This window comes from Streptomyces cyaneofuscatus, assembly GCF_033109485.1.
Classification (GTDB): Bacteria; Actinomycetota; Actinomycetes; order Streptomycetales; family Streptomycetaceae; genus Streptomyces; species Streptomyces cyaneofuscatus.
Genome location: NZ_CP137002.1, coordinates 3,073,845 through 3,093,908, shown reverse-complemented (window position 1 = coordinate 3,093,908; position 20,064 = coordinate 3,073,845). Strand labels below are relative to the sequence as shown.

At 71.8% G+C, this 20,064-nt stretch carries 19 protein-coding genes; 11 read left to right on the top strand and 8 right to left on the bottom strand.

The genetic code is table 11. The features are described from left to right. The first annotated feature begins 94 nt into the window (after positions 1-94). From R2B67_RS13115 to R2B67_RS13105, 3 genes are all read left to right on the top strand, one after another. The gene (locus tag R2B67_RS13115) at positions 95-1,609 is read left to right on the top strand and encodes an MFS transporter (RefSeq protein WP_317818046.1); all 1,515 of its coding nucleotides are present in this window, start codon (positions 95-97) and stop codon (positions 1,607-1,609) included. Between the two features lie 123 nt (positions 1,610-1,732). Next, complete coding sequence (locus R2B67_RS13110; protein ID WP_317818044.1) at positions 1,733-2,197, top strand: VOC family protein; 465 nt, start codon at positions 1,733-1,735, stop codon at positions 2,195-2,197. Between the two features lie 38 nt (positions 2,198-2,235). Beyond that, positions 2,236-2,886 carry a hypothetical protein gene (locus tag R2B67_RS13105; protein ID WP_026241201.1) on the top strand — a complete coding sequence of 217 codons (651 nt, stop codon included), beginning with the start codon at positions 2,236-2,238 and terminating at the stop codon, positions 2,884-2,886. Positions 2,887-2,910: 24 nt separating this feature from the next. Here R2B67_RS13105 and R2B67_RS13100 read toward each other — a convergent pair whose 3' ends face one another. Further along, the gene (locus R2B67_RS13100; RefSeq protein WP_317818043.1) at positions 2,911-4,146 is read right to left on the bottom strand and encodes a THUMP-like domain-containing protein; all 1,236 of its coding nucleotides are present in this window, start codon (positions 4,144-4,146) and stop codon (positions 2,911-2,913) included. Between the two features lie 138 nt (positions 4,147-4,284). Here R2B67_RS13100 and R2B67_RS13095 point away from each other — a divergent pair, with 138 nt between their 5' ends. Further along, complete coding sequence (locus R2B67_RS13095) at positions 4,285-5,211, top strand: polysaccharide deacetylase family protein (protein ID WP_317818042.1); 927 nt, start codon at positions 4,285-4,287, stop codon at positions 5,209-5,211. A gap of 66 nt (positions 5,212-5,277) precedes the next feature. Here R2B67_RS13095 and R2B67_RS13090 read toward each other — a convergent pair whose 3' ends face one another. After that, positions 5,278-5,763 carry a DUF6234 family protein gene (locus R2B67_RS13090; protein ID WP_317818040.1) on the bottom strand — a complete coding sequence of 162 codons (486 nt, stop codon included), beginning with the start codon at positions 5,761-5,763 and terminating at the stop codon, positions 5,278-5,280. Between the two features lie 278 nt (positions 5,764-6,041). Here R2B67_RS13090 and groES point away from each other — a divergent pair, with 278 nt between their 5' ends. Beyond that, positions 6,042-6,350 carry a co-chaperone GroES gene (gene groES, locus R2B67_RS13085; RefSeq protein WP_003966899.1) on the top strand — a complete coding sequence of 103 codons (309 nt, stop codon included), beginning with the start codon at positions 6,042-6,044 and terminating at the stop codon, positions 6,348-6,350. 99 nt (positions 6,351-6,449) lie between these two features. Next, positions 6,450-8,075, top strand: a complete 1,626-nt coding sequence (groL, locus tag R2B67_RS13080) for a chaperonin GroEL (protein ID WP_018510538.1) — start codon at positions 6,450-6,452, stop codon at positions 8,073-8,075. An 89-nt stretch (positions 8,076-8,164) separates the two neighbouring features. Here the strand turns inward: groL and R2B67_RS13075 are convergent, their stop codons facing one another. From R2B67_RS13075 to R2B67_RS13065, 3 genes are all read right to left on the bottom strand, one after another. Then, entirely contained in the window at positions 8,165-8,938 is a 774-nt protein-coding gene (locus R2B67_RS13075; RefSeq protein WP_018510537.1) for an SDR family NAD(P)-dependent oxidoreductase, read from the bottom strand. Positions 8,939-8,977: 39 nt separating this feature from the next. Continuing rightward, entirely contained in the window at positions 8,978-10,555 is a 1,578-nt protein-coding gene (locus R2B67_RS13070; RefSeq protein ID WP_317818036.1) for a BamB-related PQQ repeat family beta-propellar protein, read from the bottom strand. A 273-nt stretch (positions 10,556-10,828) separates the two neighbouring features. Further along, the gene (locus R2B67_RS13065; protein ID WP_317818034.1) at positions 10,829-11,497 is read right to left on the bottom strand and encodes an MOSC domain-containing protein; all 669 of its coding nucleotides are present in this window, start codon (positions 11,495-11,497) and stop codon (positions 10,829-10,831) included. Positions 11,498-11,577: 80 nt separating this feature from the next. Here R2B67_RS13065 and R2B67_RS13060 point away from each other — a divergent pair, with 80 nt between their 5' ends. Beyond that, positions 11,578-12,468 carry a LysR family transcriptional regulator gene (locus R2B67_RS13060; protein ID WP_128851698.1) on the top strand — a complete coding sequence of 297 codons (891 nt, stop codon included), beginning with the start codon at positions 11,578-11,580 and terminating at the stop codon, positions 12,466-12,468. A gap of 76 nt (positions 12,469-12,544) precedes the next feature. Here the strand turns inward: R2B67_RS13060 and R2B67_RS13055 are convergent, their stop codons facing one another. Further along, positions 12,545-12,886, bottom strand: coding sequence for a WhiB family transcriptional regulator (locus R2B67_RS13055; RefSeq protein WP_026238029.1), 342 nt, complete (start codon positions 12,884-12,886; stop codon positions 12,545-12,547). A 449-nt stretch (positions 12,887-13,335) separates the two neighbouring features. Between R2B67_RS13055 and R2B67_RS13050 the strand changes: the two genes are divergently transcribed. From R2B67_RS13050 to R2B67_RS13035, 4 genes are all read left to right on the top strand, one after another. Further along, on the top strand, positions 13,336-13,947 hold the full coding sequence (locus R2B67_RS13050; RefSeq protein WP_003948568.1) for a response regulator transcription factor: 612 nt from the start codon (positions 13,336-13,338) through the stop codon (positions 13,945-13,947). 287 nt (positions 13,948-14,234) lie between these two features. After that, complete coding sequence (locus tag R2B67_RS13045) at positions 14,235-14,810, top strand: sigma-70 family RNA polymerase sigma factor (RefSeq protein WP_109979203.1); 576 nt, start codon at positions 14,235-14,237, stop codon at positions 14,808-14,810. Positions 14,811-14,939: 129 nt separating this feature from the next. Next, positions 14,940-16,442, top strand: a complete 1,503-nt coding sequence (gene guaB / locus R2B67_RS13040; protein ID WP_026241198.1) for an IMP dehydrogenase — start codon at positions 14,940-14,942, stop codon at positions 16,440-16,442. A gap of 104 nt (positions 16,443-16,546) precedes the next feature. Beyond that, the gene (locus R2B67_RS13035) at positions 16,547-17,671 is read left to right on the top strand and encodes a GuaB3 family IMP dehydrogenase-related protein (protein WP_018490868.1); all 1,125 of its coding nucleotides are present in this window, start codon (positions 16,547-16,549) and stop codon (positions 17,669-17,671) included. Positions 17,672-17,749: 78 nt separating this feature from the next. On the opposite strand, the gene R2B67_RS13030 is transcribed toward R2B67_RS13035, so the two are convergent. Both R2B67_RS13030 and R2B67_RS13025 read right to left on the bottom strand, forming a co-directional pair. Next, a complete protein-coding gene (locus tag R2B67_RS13030; protein WP_317818030.1) occupies positions 17,750-18,457 on the bottom strand; it encodes a hypothetical protein in 708 nt (235 codons plus the stop codon). Positions 18,458-18,612: 155 nt separating this feature from the next. Then, on the bottom strand, positions 18,613-19,875 hold the full coding sequence (locus R2B67_RS13025; protein ID WP_317818028.1) for a nucleotide sugar dehydrogenase: 1,263 nt from the start codon (positions 19,873-19,875) through the stop codon (positions 18,613-18,615). Positions 19,876-20,064: the final 189 nt, after the last annotated feature.

The window sequence follows — 20,064 nt, the reverse complement described above, 5'->3', positions numbered from 1 at the left end:
CTCCCCTTTCGGGTCCTCCTGCGTACCGGCGGGTTTATTTTCTATACGTGTATGGTAATTCTCCGGTCGAGGGTGGAGAAGGGGAGGGCGCGTCATGGACGGCGGCACGGTGGCAGGCGGGTCGGAGAAGGAGACGGACGGGGCGGCCGCGCGGCACGCTCGGTGGCTGCTGGTGGTGGCGCTCACCGTGCAGTTCCTCGTGTCGCTGGACATGTCCGTGGTGAACGTCGCCCTGCCCGACATCCGCAGCGACCTCGGCTTCGGCCGGGACGGGCTGCTCTGGGTCGTCAACGCGTACGCCCTCGCCTTCGGCGGGCTCCTCCTGCTCGGCGGCCGGCTCGCCGACCTGGCAGGGCCCCGTCGCGTCCTCACCGCGGGCCTGGTGCTCTTCGGGCTCGCCAGCCTGGCCGGCGGCCTCGCCTGGTCGCCCGGGTCGCTGGTCGCGGCGCGGGCCGTCCAGGGCGTGGGCGCCGCCGCCCTCGCCCCCGTGGCGTTCGCCCTGATCACCCTCGCTTTCCCGGCCGGGCCCGCCCGCTCCCGGGCGCTCGGGCTCTGGGGCATGGCGGGTGCGGCGGGCGGCGCGGTCGGGGTGCTGGCGGGCGGCGTGCTCACCGACGCGGCGGGCTGGCGGGCCGTGATGCTGGTCAACGTGCCGATCGTCGCCTTCGCCCTGGCCGCCGCCGCGCGCACCGGACCGGTCGGCGGGCAGCGGCGGACCGGCGCCCGGCTGGACCTCGCCGGGGCGCTCCTGGCCACGGCCGGGACGACGCTGCTGGTCCTCGGGCTCGTACGGGCCTCGGACGACGGCTGGGGCTCGGCCGTCACGCTGTGCACCCTCGGCGCGGCGGTGCTCCTGCTGACCGCCTTCGTCGCCGTCGAACTCCGTACGGCGTCGCCGCTGCTCCGCCCCGGTCTGCTGCGCGGGCGGCCGGTGCTCACGGCCAACCTGTTCTGCCTGCTGCTGGCGTCCGCCCAGTTCGGCGCGTTCTACTTCGTCTCGCTCTACATGCAGCTGGTCCTCGGGTACGGGCCGACCGCCGCCGGCTTCGCGTTCCTGCCGTTCTGCGTGGGCGTCGTCGCGGGCGCGGTCCTGGCCACCCGCGCGGTCGCGGTGCTCGGCATCCGGCGGCTGATGGCCGTGGGCGGCACGCTGGCGGCGCTCGGGATGGGCTGGTTCGCGGCCACCGCCACGGTCGACGGCTCCTTCCTCGCCTCGATCCTCGGCCCGTCGCTGCTCTGCTCGCTCGGCATCGGCCTCTGCTTCGTCCCGCTCGGCACGGCCGCCACCACCGACGTGGTGCCCGGCGAGACCGGGATGGCCTCCGGGCTGCTCAACAGCTCCCGCCAGGTCGGCGGTTCGCTCGGCCTCGCGGTGCTGGTCACGGTCGCCGCACAGGTCACGGGCGGCGGCACCGGGGTGAGGGGCCTCTCCGCCGGGTACGCGGCCGCCTTCTGGGTCGCCGCCGGGCTCCTGGCGGCCGCGGCGCTGGCAGCGTACGTCCTGCTGCCGGGGGAGAGCCGGGCGGCGGGCGGTCCGGTGGCCGGCGAGCCGGTCGCGGCGGAGCATGAAGTCGCGGCGGAGCACGAAGGTGACGCGGCCGGCCGATGAGAAGGGTCGCGGCCCGCCGACGAGTGAGGACGCCGCCGGCCGATGAGTCCGGGCGCCCGGGCCGGTCTACCTTCCACGAGGTCCGCCCCGACCACGGGGCGGCCGGACGAGGAGACGACCATCATGCAGAAGATCACCCCCTGTCTCTGGTACGACGGCCAGGCGAAGGAGGCGGCCGAGCACTACATCGCGATCTTCGGCGGCGACTCCCGCATCCTGGACATCAGCTACTACGGCGAAGAGGCCCCCGGCGAGACGGGCTCCGTCCTCACGGTCAGCTTCCGGCTCGCGGGCCAGGAGTACATGGGCCTCAACGGCGGACCGCAGTTCCCCTTCACCGAGGCGATCTCGCTCTCCGCGGACTGCGCCGACCAGGCCGAGGTCGACCGGCTCTGGACCGCGCTCTCCGAGGGCGGCGAGGAGGGGCAGTGCGGCTGGCTCAAGGACCGGTACGGCGTCTCCTGGCAGATCGTCCCGAACGAGCTGCCGAAGCTGCTGGCCGACCCGGACCCGGCGAAGGCGGAGCGCACGATGAAGGCCATGCTCTCCATGGGCAAGCTGGACATCCAGGCGCTGCGGGACGCCTGAGCGGAGGGGCGCAGGCTCGCCCCGATAGTGTCTGGTCCATGTCATCCCGCCCCACCCTGCCCCCGCCCCCGCCTCCCGTGGAGATCCGGACCTGGCCGGACCGCGAGGCGATGCTCGCCGACCGCGCGTTCATCCTGGGCGCGCTGGTCCGGATGCACCTGGGGCCGGCGCGGCTCGGCGTGCTGGTGATGTGGGCCGGGCTCGCCGCCTTCGGCTGGCTGCTGGTGGGGTCCGGGCTCGTCATGTTCGAGCAGGCGTCGGCGGACTTCTTCAGCGGGATCGCCGGACTCCTGACCCTGCTCCTCGGAGTGGGCGCGCTGATCCCCGCCGTCATCCTGGTCTCCCTCCACCTCGCCCGGGACCGGGAGATCCGCGCGCTGCTCGTGGAGTGGGGTGCGCTGGACCGGGACCCGGAGCGCGACCGGGAGCTGCGGCTGCCCGGGATGAGCCTGGTCTGGCTGCTGCTGTCGTTCGTCCTGGCGGCGGGCGGGCTGGCGCTCTGTGTGATCGGCCCGGCGAGCGCCCGCCCCGGGGACGACACGTACGGCATGGTCGCCCTGATCATGGGCCTCGGCATGGTCGCCTGGCTCACCGGACTCATCGGCGCCGTCAAGGCGCTGGCACACCGCCGCTGGGTGCTGCGCGTCCTGGCGGCGCCTGCCCCGCTCGACGCTCCGGCCCACCGCTGACGCCGTGCGTTCCGGCCCGCCGGCTCACCCCAGCGGGTGGCCGATCAGCATCGTCGGGGCCCCGGCCACCCGGGTCAGGAACACCGTCGCCGCATTCGGGCCGCTCAGCTTCATCCGGCGGCGCAGCTCCTCCGGTTCGACCGCCGAGCCGCGCTTCTTGACGGTCAGGACGCCCACCTGACGCTCCCGCAGCAGCGCCTTCAGCTTCTTCATGTTGAACGGCAGCTGATCGGTGATCTCGTACCCGGAGACGTACGGCGAGGAGTACGGCACATCGCTCGTGACGTACGCGATCGTCTCGTCCACCAGCCGCCCGCCGCACCGCTCCACGAGGTCGGCGACCAGGTGCGCCCGGATCACCGCGCCGTCCGGCTCGTACAGATAGCGCCCGACCGGGCCCACCGGAGGGGCGGGCAGCGGGGCCGGGGCGGTGAGGGTGGCCCCGGACGGCAGCAGGGTGGCCCGGAACGCGCCGGGCGCGATCCCCTCCCCGTACCAGAGCACCGCCTCCTTCACATCGCCGCCGTCCGAGATCCACTCGGCCTCCGCCTCCGGGCCGATCGCCTCGTGCGGGACGCCGGGCGCGATCTTCAGCGCCGCGCGGGGGGCCTTCAGCGCGGCGGCCGTCGCCCAGGACAGCGGGGGTGAGTACGCCTCCGGGTCGAAGATCCTGCCCCGGCCGCCGCGCCGGGCCGGGTCCACGAAGACGGCGTCGTACGGAGAGGTGTCGATCTCCGTGACGTCGGCGCACCGCACCTCGATCAGGTCCGCGAGCCCCAGGGCTTCCGCGTTGGCGCGGGCCACCTCGGCGGTGAGCGGGTCGCGGTCCACGGCGAGTACGGCGATCCCGGCGCGGGCGAGCGCGATGGCGTCGCCGCCGATGCCGCAGCACAGGTCCGCCACGCTGCGCACGCCGAGCGCGGCGAACCGGGCGGCGCGGTGGGTGGCGACCGAGGTCCGGGTGGCCTGCTCGACCCCGTTGGGCGTGAAGTACATCCGGTAGGCGTCCCCGGCCCCGAACTTCGCCACCGCCCGCTGCCGCAGCCGGGCCTGGCCGAGCGCCGCCGACACCAGCTCCGCCGGGTGCGTGCGGCGCAGCCGGGTCGCCGTCGCCAGCTCCTGGGCGGGGTCGTGGTCGCGCAGCTCGGCCAGCAGGTGCTCGCCCTCGGGGGTGCGCAGGGCGGCGAAGGCGGCGCGGGCGGGGTCGTCGGCCGGGGAGGCCGGGGAGGCGGAGGGGGTCGATGCGTTCACCCGGTCCATTGTGGCCGGTCGGGGCCGCCCCCTGTCCGCCGGTCGGGCGACGGGCCGGGGGCCCTCGCGGTGTCGGGGCGGGCGGCGGCCGGGTGGCTGGCAGGATGCGGCGCCATGCAGCTAGTACGACAAAAAGGAAAATCACCCATGAAGCGGCACCGGCCGGTCTCCGTCGTGCTGGCGGCCCTCCTGGCCGCCACGGTCACCTCCGCCTGCGCGTCGGAGATGGCCGGTGGCGGCGCGGGAGCCCCGGGCGGCCCGGCGAAGCCCGCCGCCGGACAGCAGGGCGAGGCCGCCGCCCCGCAGGCCGGGCCCGCCCGCGCCCTGGACACGTACGCCGAGGCGCTCAAGCGGAAACAGGCCGCACGGGCCGTCGCCGCGAAGAAGTGGGGGCTGGCCAAGACCCCGCTCGCCGCCCCCGAACCGCCGAAGGTGAAGCCGCGCATCACCACCCGTAAGGGGTTCGAGGTCCGGGACGACAAGGGGCTGCCGCCCGTCTTCACCACCGTCCCCACCAAGGAGAAGATCGTCTTCCTCACCATGGACGACGGGGCGGAGAAGGACCCCGCGCTGCTGCGGATGATGACCGAACTGGACATCCCCTACAGCGCCTTCCTGAGCGACTACGTCATCAACGACGACTACGGCTACTTCAAGCAGATGCAGAAGCGCGGGGTGGTCATCAGCAACCACACGCTCAACCACCGCTATCTGCCCGGCCTCTCCTACGCCGAGCAGAAGCGGGAGATCTGCGGCCAGCAGGAGAAGATCCTCAAGCACTACGGGAAGCGGCCCACGCTCTTCCGCCCGCCGTACGGCAACTACAACCGCGACACCCTCGTCGTCGCCAAGACCTGCGGCATCACCGCCGTACCGCTGTGGTCCGCCGAGGCCTTCGCCGACCACATGGAGTGGCGCGAGTGGGACCGGGACCTGCACCCCGGCGACATCGTCCTCACCCACTTCCGGGGCAAGGGCGCCTGGAAGGGCACGATGCCCGACATGATCCGCACGGTCATGAAGACCATCACGGACAAGGGGTACGCGGTGGCGAAGCTGGAGGACTACGTCTGACCCGAGCCTCCTGACGTACGGCGTGTGACCCACCGCCCTGCTCCGCGTACGGCCCCGAATGCGCGCTCAGCCCCCGCTGCGCGCGCATTCGTCGCTGGTGCCTCCGCTGCGGCAGGGCGGGGAGTTCCAGGTGGGGACCGGGTTCGGGGGCTCCTCCCAAGCCTCGCCCCCGCCCGCCGACGTGAGGGCGGCCGCGCACAGCACCAACGCCACGATCACCTGCATACCGCCGGCCCAGAGCCACCGGCCGCGCAGCAGCAGCACGGCGGCGACGGCGACCACCACGGCCAGGACGCCGAGAACGGCGACCGGGACCCAGTCCGTGCCGGGGTCGGGGGGCGGGGGAGACCCCTTGGCGTAGGCCGTCCCGGAGGACCGTGCCATGGCGCGCAGCCCCAGCCCCAGGAACAGCGGGACGCAGACCGCCACCTCCGCGACCAGCAGGAACAGCCCCAGCAGCGGATCCGCGCAGCCGCCCGGCGCTGACGGCCGCCCCGCCGCCACGCCTCTCTCGGCCGGTCGTCCGGGCAGGTGGCGCTCGGGATGCGTCATCTCCGTACCGTCGTACGGAACCCGGAGCTCCGCCCCGGCGTTGTCCGGACGGTGATCCGATGGAGCCCCGACCGAGACGGCGCGAGGGTGGTGAATTGGCACTCCGCTTGACCGAGTGCTAATCGCGGTCATAGTCTCAGGTCTGGCACTCCCCCCTGGAGAGTGCCAGCACCACACTGTGCGACAGGGCAGGTCCGGCACCCGCGACGACGGATCGGTCTGGTCGCCACCCACTGACTGCTAAACCCCGTGAGATCTCCGAAGGGGGAGACCGGATCGTGTCGACCACCAGCTCCAAGGTTGCGATCAAGCCGCTCGAGGACCGCATTGTGGTCCAGCCGCTCGACGCCGAGCAGACCACGGCTTCCGGCCTGGTCATTCCGGACACCGCGAAGGAGAAGCCCCAGGAGGGCGTCGTCCTCGCCGTGGGCCCGGGCCGCTTCGAGAACGGCGAGCGTCTTCCGCTCGACGTCAAGACCGGCGACGTCGTCCTGTACAGCAAGTACGGCGGCACCGAGGTGAAGTACAACGGCGAGGAGTACCTCGTCCTCTCGGCCCGCGACGTCCTCGCGATCGTCGAGAAGTAATTCACCCACGTTTGCCTGTGTTCTGCGCCCCTGGCCCCCTGCGTAACAACTAGCCGGGCGGCGAGGGGCGCAGTTCATTTTGAGAGGGAAGTACAGCCCATGGCGAAGATTCTGAAGTTCGACGAGGACGCCCGTCGCGCCCTTGAGCGCGGCGTCAACAAGCTTGCCGACACGGTCAAGGTGACGATCGGCCCCAAGGGCCGCAACGTCGTCATCGACAAGAAGTTCGGCGCACCCACCATCACCAACGACGGCGTCACCATCGCGCGCGAGGTCGAGCTCGACGACCCGTACGAGAACCTCGGTGCCCAGCTCGTCAAGGAGGTGGCGACCAAGACCAACGACGTAGCGGGTGACGGCACCACCACCGCGACCGTCCTGGCCCAGGCGCTCGTCCGCGAGGGCCTGCGCAACGTCGCCGCCGGCGCCTCCCCGGCCGCCCTGAAGAAGGGCATCGACGCCGCCGTCAAGGCCGTGTCCGAGGAGCTCCTCGCGACCGCGCGCCCGATCGACGACAAGTCCGACATCGCCGCCGTGGCCGCGCTCTCCGCGCAGGACACCCAGGTCGGCGAGCTCATCGCGGACGCGATGGACAAGGTCGGCAAGGACGGTGTCATCACCGTCGAGGAGTCCAACACCTTCGGTCTGGACCTGGAGTTCACCGAGGGCATGGCCTTCGACAAGGGCTACCTGTCCCCGTACATGGTGACCGACCAGGAGCGTATGGAGGCCGTCCTCGACGACCCGTACATCCTGATCCACCAGGGCAAGATCGGCTCCATCCAGGAGCTGCTCCCGCTGCTGGAGAAGGTCATCCAGTCCGGTGGCTCCAAGCCGCTCCTGATCATCGCCGAGGACGTCGAGGGTGAGGCGCTCTCCACCCTCGTCGTCAACAAGATCCGCGGCACCTTCAACGCCGTCGCGGTGAAGGCCCCGGGCTTCGGCGACCGCCGCAAGGCCATGCTCGGCGACATCGCCACCCTCACCGGTGCGACCGTCATCGCCGAGGAGGTCGGCCTCAAGCTCGACCAGGCCGGTCTGGACGTGCTGGGCACCGCCCGCCGCGTCACCGTCTCCAAGGACGACACGACCATCGTCGACGGCGGCGGCAACGCCGACGACGTCAAGGGCCGCGTCAACCAGATCAAGGCCGAGATCGAGTCCACGGACTCCGACTGGGACCGCGAGAAGCTCCAGGAGCGCCTCGCGAAGCTGGCCGGCGGCGTGTGCGTCATCCGCGTCGGTGCCGCCACCGAGGTGGAGCTCAAGGAGAAGAAGCACCGCCTTGAGGACGCCATCTCCGCCACCCGCGCCGCGGTCGAGGAGGGCATCGTCTCCGGCGGTGGCTCCTCCCTCGTCCACGCCGTGAAGGTCCTGGAGGGCAACCTCGGCAAGACCGGCGACGAGGCCACCGGTGTCGCGGTCGTCCGCCGCGCCGCCGTCGAGCCGCTGCGCTGGATCGCCGAGAACGCGGGCCTGGAGGGTTACGTCATCACCTCCAAGGTCTCCGAGCTCGACAAGGGCCAGGGCTTCAACGCCGCCACCGGCGAGTACGGCGACCTGGTCAAGGCCGGCGTCATCGACCCGGTCAAGGTCACCCGCTCCGCCCTGGAGAACGCCGCGTCCATCGCGTCGCTGCTGCTCACGACCGAGACCCTGGTCGTCGAGAAGCCGGCCGAGGAAGAGGCCGACGCCGGTCACGGCGGCCACGGCCACTCCCACTAGTACCTGCCGGTACGTCAGAGGCCCGGTACCCCCGTCGCGGGGGTACCGGGCCTCGGTGCGTTCCGGCCCGCCCGGACCGTTCTGTGCGCCTACTGGGGCCCGTACTTGCGTCCCGTACGCGAGGTGACCCCGCCGAGCAGGCTGCGCGGCGTCACCTTGACCAGCCCCATCAGCGCCTTGTAGCGCGGGTCCGGGATCGACACCGACTTCCCCCGGGCCAGGTCCGCCAGGGCCGAGGCCACCAGCTTGTCCGCGTCCAGCCACATCCACCCCGGGATGTTGCCGGTGCCCATCCCGGCCCGCTCGTGGAACTCCGTACGGACGAAGCCCGGGCACAGCGCCATCAGCCGCACCCCCGAACCGGCCAGGTCCTTCGCCGCGCCCTGGGTGAACTGGACGACCCACGCCTTGGACGCCCCGTACGTACCGCGCGGCACGAACGCCGCGACCGACGCCACGTTGATCACCCCGCCCCGGCCGCGCTCCTTCATGCCCGCGGTGGCGGCCGAGGTCAGCCGCAGCACCGCCTCGCAGTGCACCTTCAGCATCGTCAGCTCGTCGGCCATGGGCACTTCCAGATAGCGCCCCTTGTTGCCGAACCCGGCGTTGTTGACCAGCAGATCGACCGGGTGCGTGCGGTCCGCGAGCCGCTTCCCGACCGCCTCGATCCCGGCGTCCGTGGACAGGTCCGCCCGCAGCACCTCGGCCTCGATGCCGTGCCGGTCGTGCAGTTCGGTGGCCTGCTCGCGCAGCCGGGCGGTGTCCCGGGCCACCAGCACCAGGTTGTGCCCCTGGCCCGCGAGCCGCCGCGCGAAGGCCGCCCCGATACCCGCCGTCGCGCCCGTAATCAGTGCAGTCGTCATAGGCGGCACGTTAGTGCCCCGCGGGCCCGGGGGCTCACCTCAGGGCCGGGCAGGGGCGAAGGACAGCATGCGGGCCTGGCGGTCGGTGTCGAGGCCGCTCACACCCGACGACGTGACGACGACTCGGCCGTCCACATAGGCCAGCCGCCCGCCGGCCATCCTGGCCTCGGCCGCCGCGGCCGCCGCCGGGTGCTTCAGCAGCACCTTCTCGGTGCCCGCACCGCCCGGGCCCATGACGAAGGTCCGGCCGGGCCCGTCCGGCGACGCCGACTCGTAGACCAGCGCGGCCCTGCCCTTCTCCGCGCGCAGGGGATGCAGCGTACGGAGCGGGTCGTCGGACTTGATGCCCCAGACGAACTTCCCGGTGCCCAGGTGGTACACGCCGACCCTGTCGGTACCGCCCAGGACGACGTGGTCCGGGCCGGCCGCCGTGCCCCGGCAGGGCTGGATCTCACCGCCGGACCCGCTTCCGGCGCAGTGCTCGAACCCCTTCTCCCGCGGGTCGATGGTGGTGCGGAGCTTTCCCTTCGGGCCGAGGGCGACGACCCGCCAGTCGGACGTGGTGTCCTCGGCGTCCACGGTGGTGAAGACGACCGGGTCGACCGAGATCAGGCTGCCGAACTGCCGGCCGGGGGAGGTCCGGTGGCGCCACAGGACCTTGCCGGTGCGCGGGTCGATCTCGCGGAGCTGGCTGTAGTTCTTGCTCCGGTCCATGGAGATCGCGCAGTCGGAGCTCACCAGCAGCCGGGACCCGCCCGCCACGTCGTCCGGGTAGCACTTCCCCGGGTTCTCCCACGGGATGTCGTAGAGCTCGCTCCCGTCAGCGACCCGGTAGGCGGTGGCCTTCATGCTCCGGGCGATCGCGAACGTACCGCCGCTGATGGCGCTGTAGACGATGAACGAGTTGTCCCCGGAGCCGGTCTCGGGGAGCTGCTTGTGCCACCCCTGCTTCCCGCTCTTCAGGTCGATCATCTGCAACTGGTTGCACCGGTTCCCCCGCTCGTCGTCCGGCCGCTCCTGGCGGACGATCACGACCTTGCCGTCCGGGGCGGGGTTGGCCGGTGTCTCGCAGACGGCGGTGGGCAGCGGCACGCTCCAGAGCTCGGCGCCGTCGGAGAGCCGGTAGGCCGCGACCTTCCGGTGCAGCGCCTGGACGACGGCGCCGTCGACGGTCCACAGGTCGTGGGCCCGGTGGTTCCCCTTGGGCAGATCCGTCCTGTCGTCGACGATCCACGCCGTCGCGTCGCCCGGCTTCCGCGCGGCGTCGATCTCCGCCGTCGTCGGGATCTTCTGCGGCTGCGGAGTGCGGGCCGCGGGGGCACCGGGCGGGGGCGCCGACGAGGCGGGGGCGGAAGAGGCCGGGCCGGGCGACTCCTTCGCCACCGGCCCGGCGGACCGGCCCCACGTCCCGTCGGTGACGGCGTACACCCCGCCCGCCGCGGCGACCAGCAGGAGCACGACCGCGACGGCGAGGACCGGCGCCCCGCCGAACCGCCGGCGGCGCGGTGGCGGTGGCGATCCGGGCGGCGGCCCGGAGCCGTCCTGGGCGTACGGGTTGCCGGGCACGGGCTGCTGCGGCGCGCCCGGTGTGTACCAGGGCTGGGGCCGGTCGGTCACGAATCTTCCCCCTGAGACGTGCTGCTGACGTGCTGCTGAGACGTCCTGCGCTTGAGATGTGCAGCGTCCGAGACGTGCTGCGCCTGAGGCGTGCCGCGTCCGAGACGTGCTGCGCCTGAGGCGTGCCGCGTCCGACATGTGCCGCATCGCTCCGCCGACGCCCCGGCCGAGCACGGTCACCAGTGGGGGACGCGCCCCACCCCGGCGCAGTTCCCCTCAACGGGGCGCGCCCGTACGGCCGATGGCCCCCGCCACACGGCCCGGGCGGCGGCCTCAGCCCTGGGCCGCCACATACTCCCGCGCCTTGCGCAGCGCCTCGGGGTGCAGGGCCGACGCGGCGGCCAGCAGGGACGGCAGCAGGGTGCGCTCGGTCGTGACGGCCCGGAACTGCAGTGCCGCGGTGATCTCGTGGTCCGGGCGGTGCACGATCTCGACGGGGTCCCCGGCCCGGATCGTGCCCGGCTCGATCACCCGCAGATACGCGCCGGTCACCGCCTCCTGGGTGAACCGCCGCACCCACTTCTCCTCCTTGATGTGGTCGGCGAACGTCCGGCACGGGATACGTCCGGAGGTCACCTCCAGCAGCAGTTCGTCACCCACCCGCCAGCGCTCACCGATCAGCGCGCCGCTCACATCGACCCCGACGGTGGTGAGGTTCTCGCCGAACGAGCCGTTCGCCAGCTCCCGGCCGCCCAGCTGCCGCTCCCAGGCGTCCAGCTCCTCCCGTGCGAAGGCGTACACGGCCTGGTCGCTGCCGCCGTGGTGGCTCAGATCGCAGACCGCGTCCCCGGCGAGCCCGCTGCCGCCCGTCCCCTTGGGCCCGGGGTCCGAGACCCGTACGCTCCCCTCGAACGGCCGCTTGTCGATCCCGCTCAGACCGCCGGGGCCTCCGGCGGAGGGGAGAGGGGTGGGGCGGCCGACATTGACGCTCAGCAATCTCATACGGTCACGCTAATGGCTCAACCCTCAAAGGGGTACGCCATTAATTCGCCTCTCACCCAAGAAGCTCTTATGGTGGGGGCGTGATCGAAGCACGCCACCTCCGCGTCCTCCGCGCCGTCGCCACCACCGGCTCGTTCTCCGCCGCCGCCCGCGAACTCGGCTGCACCCAGCCCGCGGTGAGCCAGCAGATGAAGGCCCTGGAGTCCTCCGCCGGCACCACCCTGCTGATCCGCACCGGCCGCGAGATGCGTCTCACCCAGGCGGGCGAGGCGCTGGTACGGCACGCCTCCGGCATCCTCGCCGGGCTGACCGCAGCGGAGGAGGAGGTCGCCGCCATCGCCGGACTGCGGGCCGGCCGGGTCCGGCTCGTCTCCTTCCCCAGCGGCAGCTCCACCCTGGTCCCCGGCGCGCTGGCGGCCCTGCGGGCCGAGCACCCCGGGACCAGGGTCTCGCTGGTCGAGGCCGAACCGCCGCGCTCGGTCGGCCTGTTGCGCGACGGCGACTGCGACATCGCGCTGGCCTTCCGGTACGGCACGACCGGCGGCGAATGGGACGACCTGGTGGTCCGGCCGCTGCTCACCGACCGGCTGATCGGCCTGGTCCCGGACGGCCACCGGCTGGCGGACGCGGAGAGCGTCTCCATCGGTGAGCTGGCGGACGAGTCGTGGATCGCGGGCTGCCCGCGCTGCCGCCGCCAGCTGGTGGAGGTCTGCGAGGCGTCCGGGTTCACCCCCCGGATCGACTTCGCCACCGACGACTACCCGGCGGTGATGGGCCTGGTGGGGGCCGGGCTCGGGGTGGCGGTGCTGCCCGAGCTGGCGGTGGAGTCGGTACGCCCCAAGGGGGCCCGGACCGTGGCGGTGGAGCCCGCGATCGAGCGGGAGATCGTGGCGCTCACGCTGCCGGACCTGGCCCGGGTCCCGGCGGTCGCGGCCACCCTGGACCAGCTGTCCCTGGCGGCCGCGCGCTGAGGGGCGTGCTGTCGGGGGACCTGCTGAGGGGTGGAGCCGAGGAAACGTTTCTGCGTTCGACTGGAGCGGTCGGGTGTCAGGTCGGGCGGGAGCCCGTCGTGGCCGTGGTGGCACCGGAGGGCGCCGCGGTGATGAGTCTGGTTCTGGCCCGGCCCATGAGCTCTTCGCGCTCGTCCTCGGTCAGGCCGCCCCACACTCCGTAGGGCTCCCGTACGGCCAAGGCGTGGGCCGCGCACTCGGCGCGTACCGGGCACCGCATGCACACCTCCTTCGCGGAGGTCTCACGAGCGCTGCGGGCGGCGCCGCGCTCACCTTCGGGATGGAAGAACAGGGAACTGTCGACGCCGCGGCAGGCGGCGAGCAGCTGCCAGTCCCACAGGTCTGCGTTGGGTCCGGGAAGGCGGGAGAAATCTGCCATTGCTTGTCCCCTCGAAGCCGTGCTGCGTCGGATGCGGCATCCTGGACCGCCGGTGAACCGGCGATCCGTGATCGGCGATCGTCTCTTCGGTGACCTGAGTCTCGACCGTACATCTGCGGTGCTAGTAGATGTAAATATGACTGTTTGCGAATCTAGCCACAGACACCCTCAAAAGGGAAGAAATCTCGCCAAATAGGGCAAGCCGGAGAGTGAAGATTCGGTTGACGGGTGAATCACCCGCGTCGCTCTCCTCCGTACACGGGCCCTCACGTAGAGTGCCGAACCCGAAGGTCCGACCCGTAACTCTTTCGAGTGACCATCGTTAAGAGGGCGGATGCGGTTGACGGAGAACGAGCTCGGGCACATGTCCGAAGGGGTCAACCGCACAGGTGACGACTTGTATCAGCCTGGAGGCTCAAGGTGACGCGCATCAGCTGCGGAGGACGGTCATGACATCCGTGCTCGTCTGCGACGATTCCCCGCTTGCCCGAGAAGCGCTCCGTCGCGCGGTGGCCACCGTGCCCGGTGTCGAGCGCGTGACCACGGCGGCCAACGGCGAGGAAGTCCTCCGCCGCTGGGGGGCCGACCGTTCGGATCTGATTCTGATGGACGTACGCATGCCCGGTCTGGGGGGTGTGGAGACGGTCCGGCGGCTGCTCTCCGCCGACCCCGGCGCCCGGATCATCATGCTGACCGTCGCCGAGGACCTGGACGGCGTCGCGCTCGCGGTCGCCGCCGGTGCCCGCGGCTATCTGCACAAGGACGCGTCCCGCGCCGAGCTGCGGGCCACCGTCACCCAGGCGCTGGCCGACCCGACGTGGCGGCTCGCCCCGCGCCGGCTGCGGTCCGCCGAGATGGGGGCGGCCCCCACGCTCACCGCGCGCGAGATCCAGGTGCTCGAAGGCATGAGCCACGGCCGTTCCAACGCGGAGATCGGCCGTGAGCTGTTCCTCTCCGAGGACACGGTCAAGACCCACGCCAGGCGGCTGTTCAAGAAGCTCGGGGCCTCGGACCGTGCCCATGCGGTGGCCCTGGGATTCCGCTGGGGGCTGGTCCGCTGACGCCCGGCCCGGACCGCCCCCGTCCGCACTCCGGCGGACGGGGCGACGGGACGGGTCACCAGCGGTACGACCCCGGGTCCGGGCGCCCGTCGGCGGCGCCGTGTGACGCTTCCCGGCCGATGACGCATCCTTGAGTCGTGGAGTTCCTCAGGAACGGTAGGAACGATTCGGTCGAGCGGAAGGGGAGGGCGCAGGACATGACATCCGGCGCACCCGCTCATAACGCTTCGGTGCACAACTCGGGACGCGATGGAGCGGACCGTACGGCACCAGGGCACCATGGTCCGATGCGCGACGACGAGACCACGGCGATCGGTGCCCTCGTGCACCGGGCCGTCGAAGGCGACGCGCAGGCCACCCACGATCTGCTGGCCCACGTCCACCCCCTCGCCCTGCGCTACTGCCGCTCCCGGCTGAACCGGCTGCCCGGTGACGCTCGCCACTTCGTGGAGGACCTCGCGCAGGAGGTCTGCGTCGCCGTCCTGATGGCGCTGCCGCGCTACAAGGACACCGGCAGGCCCTTCGAGGCCTTCGTCTTCGCCATCGCCGGCCACAAGGTCGCCGACCTCCAGCGCGCCGCGATGCGCCACCCCGGGTCGACCGCCGTGCCCTCCGACGAGATGCCCGAGCGGCCCGACGACTCCCTCGGCCCGGAGGAGCGCGCCCTGCTCAGCAGCGACGCCGCCTGGGCCAAGAAGCTCCTCGCCAACCTTCCGGAGAGCCAGCGCGAGCTGCTGGTCCTGCGGGTCGCGGTCGGGCTGACCGCCGAGGAGACCGGGCGGATGCTCGGAATGTCTCCGGGCGCGGTCCGGGTCGCCCAGCACCGCGCGCTCAGCCGGCTGCGGGCGCTGGCCGAGCAGTAGGTCACCTTCCGCACGGCGGCCCGTAGGAAGCTACAGAACGCCCAACTGATCTTGATCGTGGAATGAGACACCCGTGGAGCCCGTTAGCATGGACATCCGCACCGATCAAGACCATTTGGGGAAGGTGTCATGACTGCAAACGTCGACGGAGTGCCTGAGAAGTTCGCGACGCTCGGGCTGACATACGACGACGTGCTGCTGCTGCCGGGCGCGTCCGACATGGCGCCCGACCAGATCGACACCTCCTCGTACGTGTCGAAGAACGTCAAGGTCAACATCCCGCTGCTGTCCGCCGCGATGGACAAGGTCACCGAGTCCCGCATGGCCATCGCCATGGCCCGGCAGGGCGGCGCGGGCGTGCTGCACCGCAACCTCTCCATCGCCGACCAGGCCAACCAGGTCGACCTGGTCAAGCGCTCCGAGTCCGGCATGGTCACCGACCCGATCACGGTGCACCCCGACGCCACGCTGGCCGAGGCGAACGACCTCTGCGCCAAGTTCCGCATCAGCGGGGTCCCGGTCACCGACGCGGCGGGCAAGCTGCTCGGCATCGTCACCAACCGCGACATGGCCTTCGAGCCGGACCGTACGCGGCAGGTGCGCGAGGTCATGACGCCGATGCCGCTCGTCACCGGCAAGGTCGGCATCTCCGGTGTGGACGCCATGGAGCTGCTGCGCCGCCACAAGATCGAGAAGCTGCCCCTGGTGGACGATGCCGGCCTTCTCAAGGGCCTCATCACCGTCAAGGACTTCGTCAAGGCCGAGAAGTACCCGAACGCGGCCAAGGATAAGGACGGCCGGCTCATCGTCGGTGCCGCCGTCGGTGTGGCGGGCGACGCCTACGAGCGTGCGCAGGCCCTGATCGAGGCGGGCGTCGACTTCATCGTCGTCGACACCGCCCACGGCCACTCGCGTCTGGTCGGCGACATGGTCGCCAAGATCAAGTCGAACGGCACCGTCGATGTCATCGGAGGCAACATCGCCACCCGCGACGGGGCGCAGGCCCTGATCGACGCGGGTGTCGACGGCATCAAGGTCGGCGTCGGTCCCGGCTCCATCTGCACGACCCGCGTCGTCGCGGGCATCGGCGTCCCGCAGGTCACCGCGATCTACGAGGCGTCCCTGGCCGCCAAGGCGGCCGGCGTCCCGGTCATCGGCGACGGTGGCCTCCAGTACAGCGGCGACATCGCCAAGGCCCTGGTGGCCGGTGCGGACACGGTGATGCTCGGTTCGCTGCTCGCCGGCTGCGAGGAGTCCCCCGGCGAGCTGATGTTCATCAACGGCAAGCAGTTCAAGTCCTACCGCGGCATGGGCTCGCTCGCCGCGATGCAGACCCGGGGCGACCGCAAGTCCTTCTCCAAGGACCGCTACTTCCAGGAGGGCGTCGCCTCCGACGAGAAGCTGGTGCCCGAGGGCATCGAGGGCCAGGTCCCCTACCGGGGCCCGCTCGCCGCCGTCGTCCACCAGCTCACCGGCGGACTGCGCCAGTCGATGTTCTACGTCGGCGGGCGCACCGTGCCGGAGCTCCAGACCCACGGCCGCTTCGTCCGGATCACCTCGGCGGGCCTCAAGGAGAGCCACCCGCACGACATCCAGATGACGGTGGAAGCACCGAACTACAGCAGGAAGTAACACATCAACGCAGGTGAGGGGCGGACCGGAGTTCCCGGTACCGCCCCTCACCCGTGTGTCGGGGATACTGGTCAGCGCAGACGTAGAGGGAAAGGCCACACATCGTGACTGAGATCGAGATCGGGCGCGGCAAGCGCGGCCGCCGGGCTTACGCATTCGACGACATCGCTGTCGTACCGAGCCGCCGCACCCGGGACCCGAAGGAGGTCTCGATCGCCTGGCAGATCGACGCCTACCGTTTCGAGCTGCCGTTCCTGGCGGCCCCCATGGACTCCGTGGTCTCCCCGCAGCACGCCATCCGCATCGGTGAGCTCGGCGGCCTGGGCGTCCTCAACCTGGAAGGGCTGTGGACCCGGCACGCCGACCCGCAGCCGCTGCTGGACGAGATCGCCGAGATGCCGGTCGAGACCGCCACCCGCCGGCTCCAGGAGATCTACTCCGCCCCCATCCAGGAGGAGCTGATCGGCCAGCGCATCAAGGAGGTGCGCGACTCCGGTGTCGTCACCGCCGCCGCGCTCTCCCCGCAGCGCACCGCCCAGTTCTCCAAGGCCGTCGTCGACGCCGGGGTGGACATCTTCGTCATCCGCGGTACGACGGTCTCCGCCGAGCACGTCTCCGGTGCCGCCGAGCCGCTCAACCTGAAGCAGTTCATCTACGAGCTGGACGTCCCGGTCATCGTCGGCGGCTGCGCCACGTACACCGCCGCCCTGCACCTGATGCGGACCGGCGCGGCCGGTGTCCTCGTCGGCTTCGGCGGCGGCGCCGCGCACACCACGCGCAACGTCTTCGGCATCCAGGTCCCGATGGCCACCGCCGTCGCGGACGTGGCCGGGGCCCGCCGCGACTACATGGACGAGTCCGGCGGCCGGTACGTGCACGTCATCGCCGACGGCGGCGTCGGCTGGTCGGGCGACCTGCCGAAGGCCATCGCCTGCGGTGCGGACGCCGTGATGATGGGCTCCCCGCTGGCCCGCGCCACCGACGCGCCGGGCCGTGGCCGCCACTGGGGCATGGAGGCCGTCCACGAGGACGTGCCGCGCGGCAAGCTGGTCGACCTCGGCTCGGTCGGGACGACGGAGGAGGTCCTCACCGGCCCCTCGCACACCCCGGACGGCTCGATGAACATCTTCGGCGCCCTGCGCCGCGCGATGGCCACCACCGGCTACAGCGACCTCAAGGAGTTCCAGCGCGTCGAGGTGACGGTGGCGGACTCGCAGCACCGCCGCTGACCCCGCCCGTACGTGCAACACGGGAAGGGCCCGGACCGTCGAACGGTCCGGGCCCTTCCGTGTTCTTACTACGAGGCGTCAGTTCGCCTTCTTGGCGCCGCCGATCGCGGCGATCGCGCCCAGGGCGATGAAGACGTACCGCATGAAGTCGGCGTCTTCCTTCCAGACCCGGGTCACGGTGTCGAAGTGGTCGAGGAACACCTCGGAGAACGAGACCTGGGCGGCGTCCGCCATCACCATCGCGTAGCCGATGAGCTGGCCGAAGTAGACGGCGCCGACCGAGAAGACGGCCGCCGCAGCGATGGTCACCGGGTTGGCGCCGCCGAGCTTGGCCGCCGCGAAGCCGACCAGGAAGCCGACGCCGATCGCCGCGTAACCGAACTCGCGCTCGATCGACCCCAGGAGTACGCCGTACACGATGGACGCGACGACCGCCGCGCCGAAGGCGACCAGCACACCGAGGGCGAGGCCGTTGCGGACCGGGGAGGCCGGGGGAGTGGGGGCGAAGGGGGCGCCGCCGCCGAACGGGGCGGGCTGGCCCTGCGGGTTCCCGAAGGGGTTGCCGGTGGAGGCGGGGGGCTGGTTGCCGTAAGGGTTGCCGGTGGACGCGGGGGGCTGGTCGCCGTAGGGGTTGCCGGTGGGGGCCGGGGGCTGGTCGCCGTACGGGTTGCCCGTCGGGGCGGCGGGGGTGGCGGCGCCCGGTCCGGCCGCGTACGGATTGCCGTCTGCGGGCTGGCCGCCGTACGGCTGCTGGGGCTGGTTCGGCGGCTGCACGGGCTGGCTCACGGTGGCTCTCCCCCTGGGGCGAAATGCGCAGCTGCGGTTCTTGACGCGAACACGTGTGCGCTCTGTGACGCCGCACGGTAGCAGTACGCACCCAAATTGGTCACTAGCTATCCGGTGGCCGATATGCACCTGTGTTGATGGCCAGTTGTCCGCCGTCAGAGCCGGTGTGCCGCCCCCGCCGGAGTCGCGCCCCGGGTGTCCAGGAGGAGCTGCGCCTTGACCGCGAGCCCCTGGAGGTCGTACGTGCGGTGCTGCTGGAGCAGTACGGTCAGGTCGGCCGCCGCTGCCGCCTCGTACAGCGAGTCGGCGCGCGGGACGGGGAGTTCGCGCACCCGCCAGTCCAGGACGTGCGGGTCGTGGTAGCCGATCTGGGCGCCCATGTCCATCAGCCGGGTGGCGATCTCCCGGGCGGGCGCGGCCTCCTGGTCGGCGCTGTCCGGCTTGTAGGTGACGCCGAGCAGCAGGACGCGGGCGCCCCGGACGGACTTGCCGTGCTCGTTCAGCAGGGTGGCGCAGCGCCGGATGACGTAGCTGGGCATCCGGTCGTTGATCTCCTGCGCCAGCGAGACCATCCGCAGCGGGTGGCCGGGCGTGCGGCTGCTGTACGGGAGGCAGCCCGGGTCCACCGGGACGCCGTGGCCGCCGACGCCGGGGCCGGGGCGGAAGGGCTGGAAGCCGAAGGGCTTGGTCTCGGCGCACCGGATGACGTCCCACAGGTCGACGCCCAGGTCGTGGCAGGCCACCGCCATCTCGTTGACCAGCGCGATGTTGACGTGCCGGAAGTTGGTCTCCAGCACCTTCGTCATCTCGGCCTCGCGCGGCCCCCGGGCCCGTACGACCTTGTCGGTGAGACGTCCGTAGAAGGCGGCGGCCGACTCGGTGCAGGCGGAGGTGAGGCCGCCGATGACCTTGGGGGTGGAGGCGTAGGTGTGGGTGCGGTTGCCGGGGTCGAGCCGGCTGGGGGAGCAGGCGAGGTGGAAGTCGCGTCCTGCGGTGAGCCCGGAGCCCTCTTCGAGCAGGGGGCGCAGGAAGTTCTCGGTGGTGCCGGGCGGGACGGCGGACTCCAGCACCACGGTGGTGTGCGGGCGCAGCCGGGCGGCCAGGGCGCGGGCGGCGTCGCCGAGGGCGGTGAGGTCGACGGTGCGGTCGGGGCCGAGGGGGGTGGGGGAGCAGATCACGGCGGTACGGACCCGGCCCAGCTCGGCGGCGCTGGTGGTGGGGCGGAAACCGCCGGAGAGCATGCGGCGGATCTCGGACGCGGTGAGGGAGCCCTCGACGGGGGTGCGGCCCGCGCGCAGCTCCGCGCAGGAGCGGGGGTCGGTGTCGTAGCCGACGGTGTCGATCCCGGCGGCCACGGCGGCCTGCACGAGAGGGAGGCCGCCATGGCCGAGTCCGATGACGGCGAGGTCTGCGGGCATGTCGAAGGCCGCCTTCCCTAAGACCGGAGAACGTTTTTCGCAACTGCTGTGGACAGTGCAATGTCAGAATAGGCGTAAATATGACCTATATGTCGCATTGCGTGACGCCTGTCGTCCGGGTGTTGTCCACAGGCGGTGGCTGAAGTCGGGGAGCGCGGACAGAATCGAGGGGTGGACACGGGCGGCCGG